Origin of the sequence: Streptococcus sp. AS20, assembly GCF_000524255.1 — a bacterium.
GTDB lineage: Bacteria > Bacillota > Bacilli > Lactobacillales > Streptococcaceae > Streptococcus > Streptococcus constellatus.
In genome coordinates this window covers 504,482-524,563 of record NZ_JANS01000005.1, presented here as the reverse complement: position 1 = coordinate 524,563, position 20,082 = coordinate 504,482, and the positions used below count along the sequence as shown (strand labels likewise).

Here is a 20,082-nt window from a genome sequence, read left to right as displayed (position 1 = left end):
TTATCGTGTAAACTAAAAGAGTCAGAAATGCAGCCAGCATTTCTGACTCTTGAGATAAGGTTGGAAAAATTCTAAGAGTAAGACATTTATGGGAATTGTTTGGATGGCAACGGTCGCATCAAAATCTGCTTTGGTCGCTCCCATTTTAATAGCAACTGCAAAGCCTTGAATCATTTCATCAACTCCGTAACCGATTCCGTGGAGACCAATGACTTTCTCATCTGTTCCTGTTGTAATCAGTTTGAACTTAGCTTGTTGTCTGTGTTGGGTGACAGCTGAATACATGGAAGTGAAACCAGAGGTATAAATGTGAAGGTTTTCTGCTCCATATTGTTGAATGGCTTGTTCTTCAGTCAAGCCAACTGTCCCAATTGCTGGGTGAGAGAAGACAACAGTTGGAATGTTAGAATAATCCATTTTAGCTTCAGATTTTCCATTAAATAAGCGCTCTGCTAAGGTACGTCCTGCCTTGATAGCAACAGGGGTTAATTCTTTTTCTCCTGTAACATCTCCTAGGGCATAAATACCTGATGTTGCTGTATTTTGAAATTCATCAACTGAGATAAAGCCACGAGTATCAAGGGTAACACCAGCAGCTTCTAAATTTAATCCTTCGGTGTTGGCAGTCCGCCCTGTTGCCCAGATGACGTGTTGGGCGACGTGGCTCGTTCCGTCCTCAAAAGTGATGCGAAGCAAATCGTTTTCAACTTTTTCAAGCTTTTTTGGTATTTTGTGGGTGTGTAGAGTAGGACCTGATTTCTTCATTTCTTCTACAAGGCCTTCTATGATATAAGCATCAAAATTACGGAGAGGACGTTCTCGACGGACAAAGAGATCTGTTTTTACGCCTAAAGCATGCAGAAGTCCGGCTAATTCGACTGCAATATAGCCTGCACCAAGAATGGCAACAGACTGCGGGAGTTCTTCCCACGCGAAAACATCGTCAGAAGTTTCACCTAATTCTGCTCCGGGGATTGCTGGAATATGAGGATGAGCACCAGTTGCGATAACAATATGTTTAGCTTGAATGATCTCGCCATTTACTTCAACTGTATGGCGGTCTATGAATTTGGCACGACCTTCAATCACCTCAACTCCATTCCGAGTGAAACTATTATGGTAAGAATGGCGTGCACGGTCAATATATGCTTCGCGATTCTTTCGAAGTGTCCTAAAATCAAATTGCTGATTATCTGAAGTAAATCCATAATCTGGTCCATAGTCTTGAATAGCTTCGGCAATTTGTGCACCATACCACATGATTTTTTTGGGAACGCAACCGACGTTGACACAGGTGCCTCCTAATTTCTTTTCTTCAATAACGGCAGCTTTTGCACCATGTTCTCCAGCACGGTTCATGGTTGCTATTCCTCCGCTACCGCCACCAATGGCAATGATGTCAAATGTTCTCATACGAGTCTCCTTTTTATCTGTAGTATGAAATTATTGTAACGTTTTTAGAAAATGATTGCAAAAATCTGCTACAAAAATTGATAGAAGATTTGACTATTTAATTGTATTATTGTATTATTGTATTATATATTTAATACAAAAAGAATAAAGAATAGAAGATAGAAGAATGATAAAAGAGTAAAGAAATTGTTTGTAAATGTTTTCTTATTTCTAATTGTGTATGTTATAATATAAAAAATAATGGAGGATTTTCATCAGGAGGAGAAAGAGATGAAAAAATTGAAAAAATGGCAGTTGTTTAGCCTAATTGGTGTAACTACGGTTGTTATTTTAGGAGCGATAGGTACGATTCTCTTGTTCAATGGTAATAATGTCGCTGATAAAGAGAAAACGATCCAAGTGCAAAAAGTGAGGGAAGGATCAGTTGCTTCGTCTGTCTTATTGTCAGGACATATTGCAGCTACTAATGAGCAGTACGTCTATTATGATAGTACCAAAGGTGATTTGGATAGTGTTCTTGTAAATGTTGGAGATAAAGTAACAGCTGGTCAAGCTTTGGTACAATACAAGAGTGTGGAAGCACAAGCTGCTTACGATACTGCTGTTCGCGCGTTAAATAAAATCGATCGCCAAATTTATGATTTAAAAACGTATGGAACAACTATTGAAACGACAGGTGATGCAGCTACGGATGATAAAACAACTGCATCTGCACAACGGTCTGTTGATTCCCAACTAAAGGATTTGCAAGACAATCGTGCAGATGCAGAAGCTAATGTCAATAAAGCACAAGCCCAGCTAAATGCGACGACTGTAACGAGTGCAAATGATGGAACCGTAGTAGAAGTAAATCGCGATGTTTCTAAGTCTACAACAGGAGCAAATCAAACACTTGTTCATATTGTTAATAACGGCAACCTTCAAGTAAAAGGGGAGCTATCAGAGTACAATTTAGCAAATCTTTCCGTTGGACAGGAAGTGACGATTACGTCCAAGGTTTATCCAGACAAGAAATGGACTGGAAAAATCAGCTATATCTCCAATTATCCGAAAGACAACCAAAATACAGCAGCAGCTAGCGCAGGGAATGCGAGCTCAGGAGCAAAATATCCATATACAGTTGATATTACAAGTGAAATTGGTGATTTGAAGCAAGGTTTTTCCATTAATATTGAAGTAAAAAATAAGACAAGAGGTATTCTTGTGCCAGTCAGCAGTATCGTTTCTGAAAGCAATAAGAGCTATATTTGGACAATAGAAAAAGGAACTGCGAAAAAAGTTCAAGTGACACTTGGAAATGCAGATGCTAAACATCAAGAAATCTCATCTGGTTTGACAAAAGATAGTAAAGTTATCACCAATCCGACAGATAGCTTGAAAGATGGTCAAGAGGTGAAATCATATGAAGAAACTCATTGATTTAAAAAATGTGAATAAAAGTTATCGCAATGGAGATCAAGAACTTCAGGTCTTGAAAGATATTCATTTGGCTGTTGAAGAAGGTGAGTTTGTTGCAATTATGGGGCCTTCTGGTTCAGGTAAGTCAACGCTAATGAATATCATTGGTATGCTCGATAGACCAACGAGTGGAGAGTATTATTTAGAAGGAGAAGAAGTCGCCAAACTAGGTGAAAAGAAGTTAGCAAAAGTCCGCAATCAGCAGATTGGCTTTGTGTTTCAACAATTCTTCTTGTTGTCAAAATTAAATGCTCTTCAAAATGTAGAACTTCCTTTGATTTATGCCGGAGTTTCTCAATTCAAACGAAAAGCTTTAGCAGAGCAATACCTAAAAAAAGTTGAGCTAGAAACGCGTATGCACCATTTACCGTCAGAACTTTCTGGCGGTCAAAAACAGAGGGTAGCCATTGCGCGTGCCTTAGTTAATCATCCTTCCATTATCTTAGCAGATGAACCAACTGGTGCTTTGGATACCAAGACAGGTGAGCAAATTATGGAATTGCTGACGGAGCTAAACCGTGAAGGGAAAACGATTATCATGGTCACTCATGAACCAGAAATTGCAGCCTTTGCAAAGCGCCAAATTGTCATTCGTGATGGTGTCATTTCGTCGGATACGAAGAAAGGAGAAGCATGATGCAGAATTGGAAATTTGCAATTAACTCCATTATGGGGCATAAAATACGTTCTTTCTTAACGATGTTGGGCATTATTATTGGTGTTATGTCTGTCATGGTGATTGTGGCTCTAGGAAGTGGTATGTCAAAAGCTTTCACAGATGTCTTAGGTGGCGCTCAGCAAGATGTCTCCATATTTTATTCACATAAAAGAAGTAAAAATGGAGATGGGGTTATAAGTTATCAAGAAATGCGTGAAGATGCTGACAGTGGAAATAGCGATGAGACGGTTTCGACTGAAGTAGAGCCCGAAATCAAAGAAGCTTGGGTCAAACAAGCAGTGAATGAGATTAGCGGGATTGATAACTATTATGTCACAAATAACACAACTGCTACGGTAAATTATGGTAAGAAAAAAGCGGATAAGATTCCTATAATAGGTATTAATTCAACTTATTTTACAGTAAAGAAATATCAAATTGTTGCAGGTCGGATTCTGACAGCAAATGATTATCAAACATTTGCAAGAGTTGTTTTGATAGATACAAAATTGGCTGATATTCTTTTTGGAGGTGCAGACAAAGCACTCAATCAGATTGTTCAGCTAGGAAATAATAACTACCGTGTAATTGGTGTTTATAAAGATCCAAATGAAACACGAAATCGTTTAGCCAATATGAACAACGGAAATCTACTAATGGCTAATACCCAGTTGGCTGCGGAATACAATGCTGCCGAGATTATGAATGTCGTGGTGCACGTCAAAAAATTAGATAATGTATTGAAAGATGGAAGTGCAGCAGCGCGTTTGATGACAAAGTTGTCTGGCGTGAAAGAAGGCGAGTACCAAATGTTTGACCAAGCTGGTCAATTGGCTTCTATTCAAAGCCAGATTGCTATCGTACAAATAGTTTTTGGTGCAATTGCAGGAATCGCCCTCCTGGTTGGCGGTATCGGTGTGATGAATATCATGCTTGTATCGGTGACAGAACGCACCCGCGAAATCGGTCTTCGAAAAGCGCTTGGAGCAACTCGTGGAAATATCTTGATGCAATTTGTCATTGAGTCAATAGTGTTGACCGCAATCGGTGGTCTGATTGGGCTTGCTTTAGCAGCTCTTATCGTAGCCTCTATTGGTCATAACTTAGATTCATTTTTCGGAGCTCCTCCTACTATTACAACAGTATCTGCTGTTGGAAGTGTCTTTTTTTCAGCGACTATCGGGATTATTTTCGGGATTTTGCCAGCTAATAAGGCGTCTAAATTGGATCCGATTGAATCCTTACGTTATGAATAAACGGATAATCTTCACAGTGTAAGAAAGAATGTTTTATAAAAAAACTCCAACAACTACTCATCTTTTAGTGAGTTACTTGTTGGAGTTTTTATGGTATATAAGCTAGTTTAGTGTGATACACGTTTACGAGCTGCTTTTTTGCGATTTTCTTCGATGAAAGCTGCTTTCTTTTCTTCAGGTTCAATCACTTTTTTCTTAAATGTATAAACTGCACCTGCAACAGCAGCAACAGTACCAGCAACCCCAGTAACAACCCCTTTAACAAATCCTTTAGCCATTAGATTTCTCCTTTTTTGAACTTTATTTATGTTATAATATATAGTAACGAAAAATTAAATTTTTTTCAAGGGAAAAGATGAAAACAAAGGTAATTGTGATTATAGGCCCTACAGCAGTAGGAAAGACATCTCTTAGTATAGAAATTGCAAAACGTTTTAATGGTGAGATTATTAGCGGTGATAGTCAGCAAGTCTATAAAAAACTGGATATAGGAACGGCTAAAATCACTCCAGAAGAGCAAGAGGGGATTCCTCATTATTTGATAGATGTGCGAGAAGTGAGTGAAGCTTATTCAGCTTTTGATTTTGTAAAGGAGGCAGAAACTGCTATTAAAACGATTGTAGCAAAAGGAAAAATACCTATCATTGTGGGAGGAACAGGACTTTATATTCAAAGTCTACTGGAAGGTTATCATTTGGGTGGTTCAGCTTCTCGTGAGGATATTTTAGCCTATCGATCAGAGTTAGATACTTTAACAGATGAGGAATTGTTTAGCACAATAGCAAAGCTAGGATTGACTATTCCCCAGATGAACCGTAGGAGAGCTATGCGAACATTAGAAATTGCTCATTTGGGGAAGGACCTTGAAAACAAACAGTCTGATTATGATGCCCTGCTAATTTGTCTAGATGATGGCCGAGAAGTTCTCTATGAGCGTATCAATCAGCGAGTGGATCTAATGCTGAAGGCTGGGCTTTTAGAAGAGGCAAAGTGGCTTTATGATTATTATCCGCATGTTCAAGCTAGTAAGGGAATTGGCTACAAGGAACTTTTCCCTTACTTTGCTGGGGAGCTGACCTTGGAGGAAGCTACAGATAAAATAAAGCAACATACTCGTCGCTTTGCTAAACGCCAGCTAACTTGGTTTCGCAACCGTATGAATACAGCCTTTTATCAGGTTTCAAAACCGAAGGACAAAGAGCGGATGATGCAGGATATAAAGGAATTTATGAATGATTGAAACAGAAAAACAGCAGGAACGAGTCATCCTTATCGGAGTAGAATTGCAGGGAATAGATAATTTCTCCCTGTCTATGGAAGAATTAGCCAGTCTAGCCAGAACTGCTGGTGCTCAAGTGGTGTCCTCTTACATTCAGAAACGAGAAAAGTATGATAGCAAGACTTTTATTGGTGCTGGAAAATTAGAAGAAATAAAACACATGGTAGAGGCAGATGAGATCTCCACCGTAATTGTCAACAATCGTTTGACACCTCGTCAGAATATCAATTTGGAAGAGATTCTAGGGGTCAAGGTTATTGATCGTATGCAGTTAATTTTGGATATTTTTGCTATGCGGGCTAGGAGTCATGAAGGGAAGCTTCAAGTGCATTTGGCTCAGCTCAAATACTTATTGCCGCGACTGGTTGGACAGGGTATTATGCTTAGCCGTCAGGCTGGGGGAATTGGTTCTCGTGGTCCCGGTGAAAGTCAGTTAGAACTCAATCGTCGTAGTGTTCGTAATCAGATTCATGATATTGAGCGACAACTCAAAATTGTAGAAAAAAATCGGGCAACTGTGCGGGAAAAACGTTTGGATTCTAGTGTTTTTAAAATCGGTCTGATTGGTTATACTAATGCTGGGAAGTCCACTATTATGAATGCCTTGACGAACAAGAATCAATATGAGGCAGACGAGCTTTTTGCCACTTTAGATGCGACAACTAAAGGTGCTAATCTGACGGGGAGGCTGAATGTAACATTAACGGATACGGTTGGTTTTATTCAGGATTTGCCGACTGAGTTAATATCTAGCTTCAAATCAACCTTAGAAGAGAGCAAAAATGTGGATCTTTTGGTTCATGTGATTGATGCCAGTGATCCGAATCATGAGGAACATGAAAAAACGGTCTTGGCAATTATGAAAGACTTGGATATGCTAGATATTCCTCGCTTGACTCTTTATAATAAAGCTGACAAAGCAGGAAATTTTCTTCCAACTTTAACTCCCTGTGTCTTGATTTCGGCAAAGATGGAAAATAGCAGAGCAGTCTTACAAGAAGCTCTGTTGGATAAGATGCGAGAATTATTTGTTCCTTTTTGTATCAAGGTTGGCTCTAGCAAGGCCTATAAGTTGTATGAATTAGAAAGTCTAGCAATTATCGATAAGAGAGAGTATGTGGAAGAAAGTGAAATGATTTCTGGCTATATAGCAGAAAAAAATAAATGGAGACTAGAAGAATTTTATGACTGATTATATCAATTTAGCGCTTAAATACGGTGGCTTTACGAGTTTAGATCGTATTTATCTAGAAAAAGTTTTGGATAAGCTGTCCAATTCGCAAAAGTTGACTTTTATCACACCGCCACCTAGTGTAATCAATGCGTATTTTTCTGAACTCTACCAAAAAAAGAGTCCAGAGGCAGCAACGGATTATTTTTTAGAATTGAGTAAGGAATTATCACTTTTTAACAGCTCTCCTAATTTTGAGGAGGAAAAGCCTTTTATCCGACTGAATCTTTCAGGTAAATCTTATGGTTTTTGTTTTGAAAACGAAGATGGAATTGGATTAATTTTTCCAGAAATTCCAGAGGTGATTGAACCGGATCTACTCTTTGAAATTGCTCAGCTTTTCCCTCATTATCTAGTTTATGAAGATGGAAAAGTTATTCGAATGATACCGGCTGCTCCTGAAAAAATTGTGCAAAAGCAGGCGCTTTCGGCTCTAACTGACTGCTATGAATTGGCGGATGGAAGGATAAAACTGGAAGGCTATAATCAGGAAGAGTTAAGTCAGCTGGCTCAAACCTATTCCGGTCAGCTTTATTATCGTTCTCAGAATCGCTCTGCGATGATTTATATTAATAAAAAATAGAAAGAAAAAGATGCAACTACAATTTTTAGGTACAGGAGCTGGTCAGCCTTCTAAGGCTCGTAATGTTTCTAGTCTGGTTTTGAAACTATTGGATGAAATCAATGAAATTTGGATGTTTGATTGTGGTGAAGGAACCCAGAATCGCATTTTAGAGACGACGATTCGTCCCAGAAAGATTAGAAAGATTTTTATCACTCATTTGCATGGGGATCATATTTTTGGTCTACCGGGTTTTTTGTCCACTCGATCATTTCAAGCTAATGAAGAGCAAACAGATATTGAAATATATGGACCGGTCGGTATTAAAAGTTTTGTCATGACGAGTCTTCATGTGTCAGGGTCGCGCCTGCCTTATCGGATTCATTTTCATGAATTTGACGAAAAACACTTAGGGAAAATTTTAGAAACTGATAAATTTACAGTTTATGCAGAGAAACTAGATCATAGCATTTTTTGTGTGGGTTACCGCATTATGCAGAAAGATTTGGAAGGTACATTGGATGCTGAGAAGCTGAAAGCTGCTGGTCTTCCTTTTGGGCCTCTCTTTGGTAAGGTAAAAAATGGGGAAGACGTAGTGTTAGCAGACGGAACGAAAATTATAGCAGCAGATTATATTTCAGCTCCGCGACCTGGCAAGATCATTACTATTCTGGGAGATACACGTAAAACGCATGCCAGTGTGCGGCTTGCTGTCAATGCAGACGTCTTGGTACATGAGTCCACTTATGGCAAAGGAGATGAGAAAATCGCTCGCAATCACGGCCACTCTACCAATCTACAAGCAGCAGAAGTCGCTAAAGAGGCTGGTGTTAAGCGTCTCCTACTCAACCATATCAGCGCGCGTTTTCTATCAAAGGATATTGGTCAAATGCGTAGAGATGCCAGTTCTGTTTTTGAAAATGTTCACTTGGTCAAGGATTTAGAGGAAGTAGAGATATAAATCTAAATAGAAGAGCAAAATGAAAGGAACGCATGAAAATACTATTTGTAAGACATGGGAAAGATTCTGCTCAACATAGAGGTGGCTGGAGTCAGCTTGATCTTCTTCCTGAGGGAAAAAGGGAAGCAGAAGAGTTGGCGGATTACTTAGTCTGATACAAAGAAGCCTATCACCTTACGAAAATTATTACGAGTGATTTAAAAAGAGCCGAGACTACAGCGGAGATTTTGGCAAGAAAACTTCAGTTGCCAGTAGAAAAAGAAAGTACCTTACGAGAAACGAATAATGGTGATTTAGCAGGAATGTTAAATAGTGATGCTGATCAAAAATTTCCTCATCTCTATTTTAGAAGTCTTGCAATGGACGAGCATTATCCAAATGGAGAAAGCCCGATAGAATTTTATCAACGGATAAAGACATGGTTTCAATTGTTTTTGCAAGAGAATAACGACTCAGCTGAGACACAAATTGTGGTTACACATGGTGGAGTGATAAACATTATCTATCATTTGGTGAACAAGAGAGAGTGGACAAACAAGAGTCGGCTTTTTCTTGTGAAACATTGCAGCATTAGTTTATTGAATACAGAAACGCTTGTTTTTGAGATTGAAAACCAAACGGATTTTTTGAAAGAAAAGTAAGGAGAACACATGCGAACAATCGTTATCACAGGAGCCAGTGGCGGTGTGGCTCAGGAAATGGTGAAGCTGTTGCCAAATGATCAGTTGATTTTAGTAGGACGCAGTCGGGAAAAATTAGTAAAGCTTTATTCAAATCATGCACATTGCGAATTCGTTGAGTTAGATATTACGAATGATCAATCTTTAGAAACCTTTACTAAAGAACTATACAGTAAGTATGCACAGGTAGATGTTCTCGTTAACAATGCTGGTTATGGGATTTTTGAAGAATTTGACAAGATTAGCAACGAGGACATTCATGCCATGTTTGAAGTTAATACCTTTGCTCTTATGAATCTATCTCGTCTCTTTGGGGAGAGAATGAAGCAAGTGGGACGTGGGCATATTGTCAATATTGTTAGTACAGCTGGGTTGATTGCTAGTGCTAAATCTAGTCTCTACTCAGCTACTAAGTTTGCGGCTATCGGTTTTTCCAATGCTTTGCGTTTAGAGTTGATGCCTTACAATGTCTATGTGATGACGGTTAATCCAGGACCGATTAAGACGGCTTTCTTTGACAAAGCTGACCCCGATGGTAGTTATATTAAGGCGGTTGATAAATACATTTTGGAAGCAGATACTGTTGCTAAGCAGATTGTGAACAATTTTGGGAAAAAGAAGCGAGAGTTGATCATGCCTTTCACACTGAAGGCGGCTCACAAGCTCTATACGCTTTTTCCCAACCTTGGTGACAAACTAGCCAGTAAAATGTTCAATTATAAGTAGGAGACGTTTATGGACGTGGCAGCTTACAAGGAATTTTTAAATCAACCATGGGGGAAGCTTTATTATGAGATTCTATTTGCTCAGTTAGCACATATAAAAAATAAAAAGGTATTAGATTTTGGGAGTGGTTTTGGTTTGGTGGCGGATTTTTTGGCACAAAACAATCAGGTAATAGCTATAGAACCAAATGACGAGATGATTGCAGAACGTCAGCAGAATTTCCATTATCAGCAACTACAAGGCAGTCTAGAAATGTTGAAAGATATTCCAAATGCTCATTTTGACCTCATTGTCTGCCATAATGTTCTGGAGTATGTGGATACTCCAGCTCTTTATCTAGCTGAATTTAGCAGATTGTTGAAAAAGGGTGGACAAATTTCGCTCGTTAAGCACAATGAAGTGGGGCGAATTATGCAGACAGTAGTGTTTGTAAATGATACGAATTTAGCGTTAGATTTATTATCAGGGCAGTCTTATCAATCGCATACAATGGGACAAGCAACCTATTATGATTTAGCAGACTTATTACAAAAGGTCACGTCTGAATTGACTGTTCAGAATTATCAAGGAATTCGAATTTTTTATGGCTTGCAAGACAATGCAGTTAAAACAGCAGTCGCTTGGCGGGAAAAGATGTTGAAGATAGAGCTTGCAGTTTGCCAACAGTCTCCTTATCGTGATATTGCTGCTTTTCAACATATTTGGCTGCAAAAAGGATTCAAGAATGATTCATTATGTTGAAAATAAACAAATGGTTGTTGAGGACTTACTTTCGCTTTATCAATCTGTTGGTTGGAGTAACTATACGGATTATCCAGAGCGACTAGAGCAGGCCTTTCAAAATTCTCTTTACACTGTGGCAGCGTATGACAATGACTGTCTTGTCGGTCTTCTTAGAGCAGTAGGAGATGGAGCTTCTGTTCTTTTTATCCAAGACCTACTGGTTCTACAAAATTATCAGAGGCAAGGCATCGGACGTAAACTCTTACAGACTACTTTGGAAGAATGCTCAAATGTTTATCAGATGGAGTTAGTGACAGATCAATCTGATAAGACGCTATCTTTTTATCAAGGCCTCAGATTTCGAAAACTGTCTGATTCAAATTGTACAGGTTTGATTTATGTAGGATAGCCTAAAATGCTATATGTATAAAATTAGAAGTTCAGGCTAGTGAAAGCTAGTCTTTTCGTGTTATAATAAAAGTTATATTGTAAAAGAAAGATGATTTCATGATTACATCAAAATATGATTGGCAGATTGCCACAAATTTTTCAGATGAGGACTTTATTAAAAAAGCTAAAAAACTGGGCTTGGAGACTTCGGTAGCTAATCTAGTCTACCAGAGAGGTATCCAGACAGAAGAAGCATTGCGAGACTTTCTAGAGCCTAGTTTAGACCAGCTGTATGATCCTTATGAATTGCATGATATGGATAAGGCAGTGACGCGCATTCGTCAAGCGATTGAAAATGATGAACAAATCTTGATTTATGGAGATTACGATGCGGATGGAATGACTTCAGCTTCCATTGTTAAAGAAGCGTTAGAGCAACTTGGAGCAGAGTGTCAGGTCTATCTGCCCAATCGATTTACAGACGGTTATGGTCCTAACGCGAGCGTTTATAAGTATTTTATTGATAATCAGGGTATTTCCCTCTTCATTACAGTGGATAATGGAGTTGCAGGATTGGAAGCTATTGAACTAGCTCAGTCTATGGGAGTGGATGTGATTGTGACGGATCACCACTCTATGCCGGAAATACTTCCTGATGCTTATGCAATTGTTCACCCGGAACATCCAGAAGCTGATTATCCTTTTAAGCACTTAGCTGGCTGCGGCGTGGCTTTTAAGCTAGCAACTGCCCTTTTAGAGGAAGTTCAAGTAGAGTTGCTGGATTTAGTAGCTATTGGGACTATCGCAGATATGGTCAGCTTGACAGGGGAAAATCGGATTTTGGTCAAATATGGCTTGTCTGTTTTGAAAAACACCCAGCGCATCGGTTTGCAGGAACTTTTCAAAATAGCAGGTATACAGTCTGACGAGCTGAACGAAGAAACAGTCGGTTTTCAAATAGCCCCTAGACTCAATGCTCTAGGTCGATTGGATGATCCCAATCCTGCTATTGAACTTCTGACCGGTTTTGATGAAGAAGAAGCGCGTGACATTGCCCTGATGATTAATCAGAAAAATGACGAACGCAAGGAGATGGTGCAGCATATCTATGATGAAGCTAAGTTTATGATTGATCCTAAGAAGCCTGTTCAGGTTCTAGCTGGCAAGGGGTGGAATCCAGGTGTTTTGGGAATTGTAGCAGGGCGACTTTTAGAAGAGTTGCATCAGCCGATCATTGTGCTGAATATTGAAAATGGTTTAGCCAAAGGTAGTGCTCGCAGCATTGAAGCAGTTGATATTTTTGAAGCTCTAGATCCTCACCGAGAGTTATTTGTAGCTTTTGGTGGGCATGCAGGGGCAGCTGGCATGACTCTTGATGTCAGTCGATTAGAAGAACTCAGTCAGGTTTTGACAGCCTATATTGAAAATAATCAGCTGGATTTGTCAACTAAGAATGAACTCTTTTTGGATGAAGAATTAGCTTTGTCAGATCTGACATTAGAGACCATCAAAAACTTTGAAAAGTTAGCTCCTTTCGGCATGGACAATAAAAAGCCTATTTTCTATTTGAAAGATTTTAAGGTTGAAAATGTCCGCACTATGGGGATGGGGAATGCGCACCTTAAGCTGAAAATTTCTCAGGCTAGCGCAGTTCTTGAAGTAGTGGCTTTTGGTCTAGGTGAGCTTGCGACAGAATTTTCTCAAACTAAAAATTTAGAGTTAGCAGTGACTCTGTCGGTCAACAAGTGGAATGGTCAGACTAGCCTCCAGCTTATGCTGATGGATGCGAGGGTCGATGGAATTCAGCTTTTTAATATCCGAGGTAAAAATGCTCGGTTGCCTGAAAATGTTCCTGTTTTACGTTTTTCAGGAGAAATTCCTGATTTGAAAAAGAGCAGAGCAGTTGTAGTGTATGACTTACCTGAGCACCTAAATCAGCTCAAAGCAATTATTCAACAGGGCAATTTTGAAGCAATTTACTTTAAAAATGAGATTGTTCAGCCCTATTATTTGACAGGTTTCGGAACAAGAGAGCAGTTTGCTAAACTCTATAAAACGATTTATCAGTTTCCAGAGTTTGATATACGCTACAAATTGAAAGAACTAGCCGCTTATCTCAAAATTGATCCCATCCTACTCATTAAGATGATTCAAATTTTTGAAGAGTTAGGCTTTGTGACGATTCAAGATGGGGTTATGCAGGTAAATAAAAACGCAGAAAAAAAAGCTATTGAAAGTAGCCATATTTATCAGGAGCTTAAAATAACTGTCAAGGAGCAGGAACTTATGGCTCTAGGAACGGTACAGGAAATTTATGATTATCTGATAGAAAAAGATGAATGTTCAAACTAGAAGTTAGATGAACCATTTATTTTGAGGAGTTAGCCTTTGTAGTCAAGCTATGAAATGGGCTATGAAGCTTTGAGTAATGAAAAAGTCATGAGTAAGATGAACTCATGACTTTATTTTTTGTGAGTATTGCTATTAGATGGTATTATCTACTGTAAATTTACTTTATGTTTGAGGATATAATAAGTTCCAGCATAGTAAATCAGACCTAAAAGAAGAGATACGACTATCTCACCAAAACTACTTAAAGTATTAAGTGATGGGAAAGCCGAAACGCTCAAATTAGCGACGATAAGCAGAGAAAAATGAATTCCAAAATAAGTTAGAAAGGCTATTGCAGCGCGGTGATCTTGGAAGAGTTGACCGATAGAGATAGAAAGATAAATCAATAGGATATTTGGGATAAGGACTACAAGATAGTATCCAAATGATTTCAAGGCTTCACCAGTCATTTCCCAAAAGTGTTTACCAAGTAATCGAACAACTGTTTCAATTTCAGATTGTGTATGAAAAGCAGTTCCCACAATAAGGGCAATGATGAAAAAACTAAGAAATAATGCAATGGTACTAAGAATCGTCCATATAATAGCGCCGAGTAATTTTGAAAGGATAATTTGGTGTTCATTAACTGGTAAGGTGAGCGTTAGGTATCCTTCTCTTTCATAAACACTATTTTTAAAACGACGAATAATCAGAAAGAGTGTTGAAATTGCAAGTGCTACAAGGAGACCTGAGAAAATCAGCATTGTAAAACCGAAGAAAGTACTTGTCATACTCCCTGCTTCATTAGTAGAAGACTGCAAACGGTCGAAAAAGTTCCTTCCATTTGCAAAATGTCTTAGCCAAAGTCCAATACTAATAGATAGAAAGAGTACGATTCCATATAATCCTAAATACCACTTATTTACATTTTTAAATTCATATTTTAATAAATTCCAAAACATAGTTAATCTCCTTCATTTATCTTAAGCTTTAAATTCTTGTCGGAAGAGTTGGTCAATGGATCCACCAGACTCATAACGAATATCATCTACATTGCCTTGCCGAACGACCTTGCCATTATCAATAAAGATAATTTCATCTAAGATTGGTTCAATATCTGAAATCAAATGTGTTGAAATGAGAACAGAAGCACTAGGTGAATAATTGTTGATAATCGTCTGTAAAATGTAGTCTCGTGCTGCTGGATCAACTCCTCCAATTGGTTCATCAAGAACATAAAGTTTGGCTTGGCGGCTCATGACCAAAATCAACTGAACTTTTTCTTTGTTTCCTTTGGATAATTTTTTGAATGCTAGATTTTCGTCAATGTGAAGATCTTGTAACAAGGCTTGAGCACGCTCCATCTCAAAATCTGCATAGAAAGATTGAAAGTACTGCAAAGCATCTTTGACTTTCATTTTTTCATTCAGGTAGGTCGTATCTGGTAAATAAGATACGATTTTTTTGGTTTCTGGTGACGGTTGAAGCCCATTGATGAGAACTTTCCCATCATTTGGCTGGAGCAAACCATTGATAAGTTTAATTATAGTTGTCTTTCCAGAGCCATTTGGACCGAGCAAGCCGATAATTTTTCCAGCTTCGATTTCAAAATTGATGTGTTCTAAAGCAAGTGTGCTGCCGTAGGATTTTGAGACATTTTCAAATGCAAGTAAGACCATTTCCTAAACTCCTTTTATATAATCTTCAACAATTGTTGGTAATTCTTCTTTCTGATAACCAAAATGAATCATACCATTTACAAATTTCTCCACTTCCTCCTTAGAAAGTTTTTGTCTGGTTTTTAAAATCAAGTCATGATTATCAGTGACAAAACGTCCTGCTGTGCGTTGAGAATAGACAAAACCATCTTTTTCCAAGTCAGATAAAGCTCGTTGGATAGTATTTGGATTCACACCGGCTTCTGCAGCTAATTCTCTAACGGCAGGTAATTTCTCACCAGCTTGTAGCTGGTTGGAGATGATTTGCAATTTAATCTTATCCATAATCTGTAAATAAATGGGAAGATTGTTATCAAAAGTCCAACTCATGATTTCTCCTTTTTGTATCTTTGTACTAATTAAACAATACAATATTTTTGAAAAAATAGCAAGTTTTTAGAAAAAAATTCTGTATTTTTTCTTCAGCAAGCAAAATAGAAATTTAGTATAATAGAAAAGAGAAGAAACAAAGGAGAATGCCGTGGTTGCTCAATTAGATACGAAAACTGTTTATACATTTATGGATAGTTTGATTTCTATAAAGAAATATGTGAAAACAGCTAAAGCATTAGGATATCAAACTCTAGGGATGATGGATATTGACAATCTCTATGGAGCTTATCATTTCATGGAAATTGCGACTGCGCAAAAAATTCAGCCGATTTTAGGTATAGAAATGACCTTGGATTATGCAGGGGTTCCTCTTAATCTCCGTTTTCTAGCTCTTGATAGTCAAGGGTATCGCAATTTAATGAAACTTTCTACATTAAAAATGATAGGAAAGAGCAAGTGGGAAGAGTTGCAGCATTTATTGGAAGGGATAGCGATTATTGTTCCTGTATTTGATGGAATTCGAGACTTGGATTTGGGAAAAGATTTTTATATAGGTGTATTTCCAGATACTCCTCAACAAGATTTCATGCATAAAACTTTACCCTTGCATACGGTTCGTTACTTTGATACTGGAGATTTAGAAACATTGCAGATGCTACGGGCCATTCGGGAAAACAGTAGTTTGCGAGAAGTTGGACATTTGCCAAGCAATGAGTATTTATTATCGTCTAAGCAGTTTACACAGGCTTTTCAGAAAAATTTTCCAGAGAGTCTGGATAACCTGGAGCAGTTAGTCGCAGGTGTACATTATGAAATTAATACAGAGTTAAAATTACCGCGTTTTAATCCAGAACGACCGGCAGTAGAAGAGCTACGAGAACGAGCTGAGGCTGGATTAAAAGCAAAAAAATTATGGACAGAAGCGTATCAAGAACGCTTGAATCAAGAATTAGCTATCATTCATCAAATGGGTTTCGATGATTATTTTTTGATTGTCTGGGATTTGCTGCGCTTTGGTCGCAGTCAGGGTTATTATATGGGCATGGGTCGTGGATCTGCAGTTGGAAGCCTAGTTGCCTATGCTCTTGAAATTACAGGGATTGATCCTGTTGAGAAAAATCTAATTTTTGAGCGATTTTTAAATCTGGAACGTTATACTATGCCTGATATTGATATTGATATTCCCGATGTCTATCGTCCAGAATTTATCCGCTATGTCCGCGATCGTTACGGGACGATGCATACAGCGCAAATCGTGACCTATTCTACTTTTGGGGCTAAGCAAGCAATTCGTGACGTTTTTAAACGCTACGGGGTGCCAGAATATGAATTGACCAACATTACTCGTAAAATCAGTTTTCGTGACACATTGACTTCAGCTTATGAAAAAAATATGTCTTTTCGTCAGATTATTAACAGTAAACTGGAGTATCAAAAAGCTTTTGAAATTGCGAAAAAAATTGAAGGAAATCCACGTCAGACCTCGATTCATGCGGCAGGTGTGGTGATGAGTGATAATGATCTGACAGAACACATTCCACTTAAATATGGGGAAGATATGTACATCACGCAATATGATGCACATGGGGTTGAAAGCAATGGCCTGCTCAAAATGGACTTTCTTGGCTTGCGCAACCTGACCTTTGTTCAACGAATGAAAGAAGCAGTTTTGGAGAAGTATGGTGTTGCTATTAACATTGCAAAGATTGATCTGGAGGATACTATAACCTTGCAGCTTTTTGCAGCGGGCAGAACCAAGGGTATTTTTCAATTTGAGCAAGCGGGCGCTATTAACCTTTTGAAGCGTGTTCAGCCTGTGCAATTCGAAGAAATCGTCGCCACTACATCACTCAACCGTCCGGGAGCTAGTGATTATATTGATAATTTTGTAAAAAGAAAGCACGGACAAGAAAAGGTAGAAATGCTGGATTCAAGTTTGGAAGATATTTTAGCTCCAACTTACGGTATTATGCTGTATCAAGAACAGGTAATGCAGGTTGCTCAGCGTTTTGCTGGTTTTAGCTTAGGCAAAGCCGATATTTTGCGGAGAGCTATGGGGAAAAAAGATGCTACTGAAATGCATCGAATGGAAGCAGAATTTGTTATAGGAGCACTTGATCTTGGACATTCTGAAATCAAAGCAAAAGAAGTGTTTGCGGTTATGGAAAAGTTTGTAGGTTACGGATTTAATCGCAGCCACGCTTATGCATACTCCGCCCTTGCTTTTCAGTTGGCATATTTCAAAGCGCACTATCCTGATATTTTCTTTGATATTATGCTGAATTATTCAAGCAGTGATTACATCACAGATGCGTTAGAGTTCGACTTTCAAGTCGCTTCTTTAAATATCAATAACATTCCTTATCGAGATAAATTCCAAGACAAGCAGATATATTTAGGCTTGAAAAACATTAAAGGATTGCCACGCGATGTTGCTTATTGGATTATTGAAAATCGTCCGTTTTCAAATGTAGAAGACTTCGTTTTGAAATTACCAACACAATATCATAAGGTTCAGTTACTAACCCCCTTAGTACAAATCGGCTTATTTGATGTATTTGAAAAAAATCGTCAAAAAATCCTGCAAAATCTTCCCAATTTGTTTGTCTTTGCAGATGAATTAGGCAGTCTTTTTGCAGATACAAATTATAGTTGGACAGAAGCGGAGAATTATACAGAAGCAGAGAAATTTGAGCTAGAAAAGGAAATTATCGGTGTTGGTTTGAGCGAGCATCCTTTGGTAAAGCTTGCAAAAGCTGCTACTCAATCCTTTACTCCTATTCAAGAGTTAGTTGAAAACACTCATGCGACGATTTTAGTAGAAATTTTGTCCATTCGCGTCATTCGTACCAAAACGGGTGAAAATATGGCGTTCTTACAAGTAAGTGATACTAAAAGAAAAATGGAAGTGACAGTGTTTCCAGATACCTTTAAACAGTTCGGCAAAGGTTTGCATAAAAAAGGTTTCTATTATCTGACTGGTCGGATTCAGAAACGAGAGAATCGTTTGCAGATGATTTTAAACCATTTGCAGGAAGCTAACACAGAACGTTTTTGGATACAAGTAGAAAATCATGAAAGTGATGCAGAAATATCCGCTATTTTACAGCAATTTCGAGGAGATATTCCAGTCGTTATCCGTTATGAAAATGAAAGAAAGACAGTAGCAATTCCTCAATATCGTGTTCAAAAATCAGATAAATTACAAGAAGAATTGAAAAAAATAACCATGAAAACGATTTATCAATAAAAAATTAGGAAAAAAGAAGAATTTTGATTTTGATTGTGGTATAATCAAGGGTGAATGTAAAAAGAAAAAGGAGCACAAACGAATGAAACGTATTGCTGTTTTAACTAGTGGTGGAGACGCCCCTGGTATGAATGCTGCTATCCGTGCAGTTGTTCGTAAAGCAATTTCAGAAGGAATGGAAGTTTACGGTATCTATGACGGTTATGCCGGTATGGTTGCTGGTGAAATTTATCCGCTTGATGCTGCATCAGTTGGAGATATTATTTCACGTGGTGGTACTTTCCTTCACTCAGCTCGTTATCCAGAATTTGCCCAATTAGAAGGACAATTAAAAGGAATTGAGCAACTTAAAAAACATGGTATTGAAGGAGTTGTGGTTATCGGTGGAGACGGTTCTTATCATGGCGCTATGCGATTGACAGAACATGGCTTCCCAGCTGTCGGACTTCCTGGCACGATTGACAATGATATCGTTGGTACAGATTTTACAATCGGTTTTGACACAGCTGTTACAACTGCGATGGATGCCATTGATAAGATTCGCGATACCTCATCTAGTCACCGTCGTACTTTTGTTGTTGAAGTAATGGGACGTAACGCTGGAGACATCGCTCTCTGGGCTGGTATTGCGACAGGTGCTGATGAAATCATCGTTCCTGAAGAAGACTTCAAAATCGAAGATATCGTTGCAAGTATTAAACGTGGCTATGAAGAAGGTAAGAAACATAATATTATTGTTCTTGCAGAGGGTGTTATGTCGGCCGATGAATTTGGTAAGAAGTTGAAAGAAGCTGGTGATGTGAGCGATCTTCGTGTGACGGAACTTGGACATATTCAACGTGGTGGTTCCCCAACTGCTCGTGACCGTGTTCTTGCTTCTCGTATGGGTGCTCATGCCGTTACCCTTCTTAAGAAGGGTATTGGTGGTGTTGCGGTTGGTATTCGTAATGAACAAATGGTTGAAAATCCAATCCTTGGTACAGCAGAAGAGGGTGCTTTATTTAGTTTAACAGAAGACGGTAAGATTATTGTTAATAATCCACATAAAGCTGATCTTGATCTTGCTAAATTAAACCGTAGCATTTCAATGTAATTTTAATTTGTTATTCTGGT

General features: G+C 38.4%; 18 protein-coding genes and 1 pseudogene. 14 read left to right on the top strand and 5 right to left on the bottom strand.

The genetic code is table 11. The features are described 5' to 3' along the window. Window positions 1-21 precede the first annotated feature (21 nt). The gene (gene gorA, locus HMPREF1514_RS03560) at window positions 22-1,413 is read right to left on the bottom strand and encodes a glutathione-disulfide reductase (RefSeq protein ID WP_232216469.1); all 1,392 of its coding nucleotides are present in this window, start codon (window positions 1,411-1,413) and stop codon (window positions 22-24) included. A 270-nt stretch (window positions 1,414-1,683) separates the two neighbouring features. On the opposite strand from gorA, the gene HMPREF1514_RS03555 reads away from it, so the two are divergent. Genes HMPREF1514_RS03555 through HMPREF1514_RS03545 form a run of 3 tightly spaced genes read left to right on the top strand, consistent with a single transcriptional unit; the run spans window position 1,684 to window position 4,785 of the window. After that, window positions 1,684-2,832: an efflux RND transporter periplasmic adaptor subunit gene (locus HMPREF1514_RS03555; RefSeq protein WP_037597231.1), complete on the top strand. Its 1,149-nt coding sequence runs from the start codon at window positions 1,684-1,686 to the stop codon at window positions 2,830-2,832. Beyond that, window positions 2,816-3,508 carry an ABC transporter ATP-binding protein gene (locus HMPREF1514_RS03550; RefSeq protein ID WP_037597230.1) on the top strand — a complete coding sequence of 231 codons (693 nt, stop codon included), beginning with the start codon at window positions 2,816-2,818 and terminating at the stop codon, window positions 3,506-3,508. Before HMPREF1514_RS03555 ends, HMPREF1514_RS03550 begins: the two co-directional genes overlap by 17 nt. Further along, window positions 3,508-4,785: an ABC transporter permease gene (locus HMPREF1514_RS03545; RefSeq protein WP_037597228.1), complete on the top strand. Its 1,278-nt coding sequence runs from the start codon at window positions 3,508-3,510 to the stop codon at window positions 4,783-4,785. The genes HMPREF1514_RS03550 and HMPREF1514_RS03545 overlap by 1 nt, the downstream gene beginning before the upstream one ends. 107 nt (window positions 4,786-4,892) lie before the next feature. Here HMPREF1514_RS03545 and HMPREF1514_RS09145 read toward each other — a convergent pair whose 3' ends face one another. Then, on the bottom strand, window positions 4,893-5,063 hold the full coding sequence (locus tag HMPREF1514_RS09145) for a DUF3042 family protein (protein ID WP_003024081.1): 171 nt from the start codon (window positions 5,061-5,063) through the stop codon (window positions 4,893-4,895). A gap of 77 nt (window positions 5,064-5,140) precedes the next feature. Here HMPREF1514_RS09145 and miaA point away from each other — a divergent pair, with 77 nt between their 5' ends. The 9 genes and pseudogenes from miaA to recJ all read left to right on the top strand — a co-directional run bounded on the left by miaA (window position 5,141) and on the right by recJ (window position 13,689). Further along, window positions 5,141-6,025, top strand: coding sequence for a tRNA (adenosine(37)-N6)-dimethylallyltransferase MiaA (gene miaA, locus HMPREF1514_RS03540; RefSeq protein WP_037597226.1), 885 nt, complete (start codon window positions 5,141-5,143; stop codon window positions 6,023-6,025). Continuing rightward, complete coding sequence (hflX, locus tag HMPREF1514_RS03535; RefSeq protein ID WP_037597225.1) at window positions 6,018-7,256, top strand: GTPase HflX; 1,239 nt, start codon at window positions 6,018-6,020, stop codon at window positions 7,254-7,256. The genes miaA and hflX overlap by 8 nt, the downstream gene beginning before the upstream one ends. After that, window positions 7,249-7,878, top strand: coding sequence for a cystathionine beta-lyase (locus tag HMPREF1514_RS03530; RefSeq protein ID WP_037597223.1), 630 nt, complete (start codon window positions 7,249-7,251; stop codon window positions 7,876-7,878). Before hflX ends, HMPREF1514_RS03530 begins: the two co-directional genes overlap by 8 nt. Before the next feature lie 10 nt (window positions 7,879-7,888). Continuing rightward, window positions 7,889-8,818 carry a ribonuclease Z gene (gene rnz / locus HMPREF1514_RS03525; RefSeq protein ID WP_037597222.1) on the top strand — a complete coding sequence of 310 codons (930 nt, stop codon included), beginning with the start codon at window positions 7,889-7,891 and terminating at the stop codon, window positions 8,816-8,818. 32 nt (window positions 8,819-8,850) lie between these two features. Continuing rightward, window positions 8,851-9,459: pseudogene (locus HMPREF1514_RS03520) on the top strand (histidine phosphatase family protein). 9 nt (window positions 9,460-9,468) lie between these two features. Continuing rightward, a complete protein-coding gene (locus tag HMPREF1514_RS03515) occupies window positions 9,469-10,224 on the top strand; it encodes an SDR family NAD(P)-dependent oxidoreductase (protein ID WP_037597220.1) in 756 nt (251 codons plus the stop codon). Between the two features lie 9 nt (window positions 10,225-10,233). Next, the gene (locus tag HMPREF1514_RS03510) at window positions 10,234-10,965 is read left to right on the top strand and encodes a class I SAM-dependent methyltransferase (protein ID WP_037597218.1); all 732 of its coding nucleotides are present in this window, start codon (window positions 10,234-10,236) and stop codon (window positions 10,963-10,965) included. Next, window positions 10,949-11,356, top strand: coding sequence for a GNAT family N-acetyltransferase (locus HMPREF1514_RS03505; RefSeq protein WP_037597216.1), 408 nt, complete (start codon window positions 10,949-10,951; stop codon window positions 11,354-11,356). Before HMPREF1514_RS03510 ends, HMPREF1514_RS03505 begins: the two co-directional genes overlap by 17 nt. A 98-nt stretch (window positions 11,357-11,454) precedes the next feature. Continuing rightward, the gene (recJ, locus tag HMPREF1514_RS03500) at window positions 11,455-13,689 is read left to right on the top strand and encodes a single-stranded-DNA-specific exonuclease RecJ (protein WP_037597214.1); all 2,235 of its coding nucleotides are present in this window, start codon (window positions 11,455-11,457) and stop codon (window positions 13,687-13,689) included. A gap of 146 nt (window positions 13,690-13,835) precedes the next feature. Here the strand turns inward: recJ and HMPREF1514_RS03495 are convergent, their stop codons facing one another. From HMPREF1514_RS03495 to HMPREF1514_RS03485, 3 genes are read right to left on the bottom strand one after another with little or no spacing between them, the layout of a single operon-like run. Beyond that, complete coding sequence (locus HMPREF1514_RS03495) at window positions 13,836-14,630, bottom strand: ABC transporter ATP-binding protein (RefSeq protein ID WP_037597213.1); 795 nt, start codon at window positions 14,628-14,630, stop codon at window positions 13,836-13,838. Window positions 14,631-14,651: 21 nt separating this feature from the next. After that, on the bottom strand, window positions 14,652-15,347 hold the full coding sequence (locus HMPREF1514_RS03490) for an ABC transporter ATP-binding protein (RefSeq protein ID WP_037597212.1): 696 nt from the start codon (window positions 15,345-15,347) through the stop codon (window positions 14,652-14,654). A gap of 3 nt (window positions 15,348-15,350) precedes the next feature. Beyond that, window positions 15,351-15,716, bottom strand: coding sequence for a GntR family transcriptional regulator (locus HMPREF1514_RS03485; protein ID WP_003069676.1), 366 nt, complete (start codon window positions 15,714-15,716; stop codon window positions 15,351-15,353). Between the two features lie 151 nt (window positions 15,717-15,867). Here HMPREF1514_RS03485 and HMPREF1514_RS03480 point away from each other — a divergent pair, with 151 nt between their 5' ends. Together HMPREF1514_RS03480 and pfkA are read left to right on the top strand one after the other, a co-directional pair. Then, the gene (locus HMPREF1514_RS03480) at window positions 15,868-18,969 is read left to right on the top strand and encodes a DNA polymerase III subunit alpha (protein WP_037597211.1); all 3,102 of its coding nucleotides are present in this window, start codon (window positions 15,868-15,870) and stop codon (window positions 18,967-18,969) included. A gap of 82 nt (window positions 18,970-19,051) precedes the next feature. After that, window positions 19,052-20,062 carry a 6-phosphofructokinase gene (gene pfkA, locus HMPREF1514_RS03475; protein WP_003069674.1) on the top strand — a complete coding sequence of 337 codons (1,011 nt, stop codon included), beginning with the start codon at window positions 19,052-19,054 and terminating at the stop codon, window positions 20,060-20,062. Window positions 20,063-20,082 lie beyond the last annotated feature (20 nt).

Bases quoted from the DNA above. Each gene is read 5' to 3' on its own strand.
- HMPREF1514_RS03530 (WP_037597223.1), top strand. From the start codon at position 7,249: ATGACTGATTATATCAATTTAGCGCTTAAATACGGTGGCTTTACGAGT.
- pfkA (WP_003069674.1), top strand. From the start codon at position 19,052: ATGAAACGTATTGCTGTTTTAACTAGTGGTGGAGACGCCCCTGGTATG.
- HMPREF1514_RS03510 (WP_037597218.1), top strand. From the start codon at position 10,234: ATGGACGTGGCAGCTTACAAGGAATTTTTAAATCAACCATGGGGGAAG.
- hflX (WP_037597225.1), top strand. From the start codon at position 6,018: ATGATTGAAACAGAAAAACAGCAGGAACGAGTCATCCTTATCGGAGTA.
- HMPREF1514_RS03485 (WP_003069676.1), bottom strand. From the start codon at position 15,716: ATGAGTTGGACTTTTGATAACAATCTTCCCATTTATTTACAGATTATG.
- gorA (WP_232216469.1), bottom strand. From the start codon at position 1,413: ATGAGAACATTTGACATCATTGCCATTGGTGGCGGTAGCGGAGGAATA.
- HMPREF1514_RS03505 (WP_037597216.1), top strand. From the start codon at position 10,949: ATGATTCATTATGTTGAAAATAAACAAATGGTTGTTGAGGACTTACTT.
- miaA (WP_037597226.1), top strand. From the start codon at position 5,141: ATGAAAACAAAGGTAATTGTGATTATAGGCCCTACAGCAGTAGGAAAG.
- HMPREF1514_RS09145 (WP_003024081.1), bottom strand. From the start codon at position 5,063: ATGGCTAAAGGATTTGTTAAAGGGGTTGTTACTGGGGTTGCTGGTACT.
- HMPREF1514_RS03545 (WP_037597228.1), top strand. From the start codon at position 3,508: ATGCAGAATTGGAAATTTGCAATTAACTCCATTATGGGGCATAAAATA.
- HMPREF1514_RS03490 (WP_037597212.1), bottom strand. From the start codon at position 15,347: ATGGTCTTACTTGCATTTGAAAATGTCTCAAAATCCTACGGCAGCACA.
- HMPREF1514_RS03555 (WP_037597231.1), top strand. From the start codon at position 1,684: ATGAAAAAATTGAAAAAATGGCAGTTGTTTAGCCTAATTGGTGTAACT.
- HMPREF1514_RS03550 (WP_037597230.1), top strand. From the start codon at position 2,816: ATGAAGAAACTCATTGATTTAAAAAATGTGAATAAAAGTTATCGCAAT.
- recJ (WP_037597214.1), top strand. From the start codon at position 11,455: ATGATTACATCAAAATATGATTGGCAGATTGCCACAAATTTTTCAGAT.
- HMPREF1514_RS03495 (WP_037597213.1), bottom strand. From the start codon at position 14,630: ATGTTTTGGAATTTATTAAAATATGAATTTAAAAATGTAAATAAGTGG.
- HMPREF1514_RS03515 (WP_037597220.1), top strand. From the start codon at position 9,469: ATGCGAACAATCGTTATCACAGGAGCCAGTGGCGGTGTGGCTCAGGAA.
- rnz (WP_037597222.1), top strand. From the start codon at position 7,889: ATGCAACTACAATTTTTAGGTACAGGAGCTGGTCAGCCTTCTAAGGCT.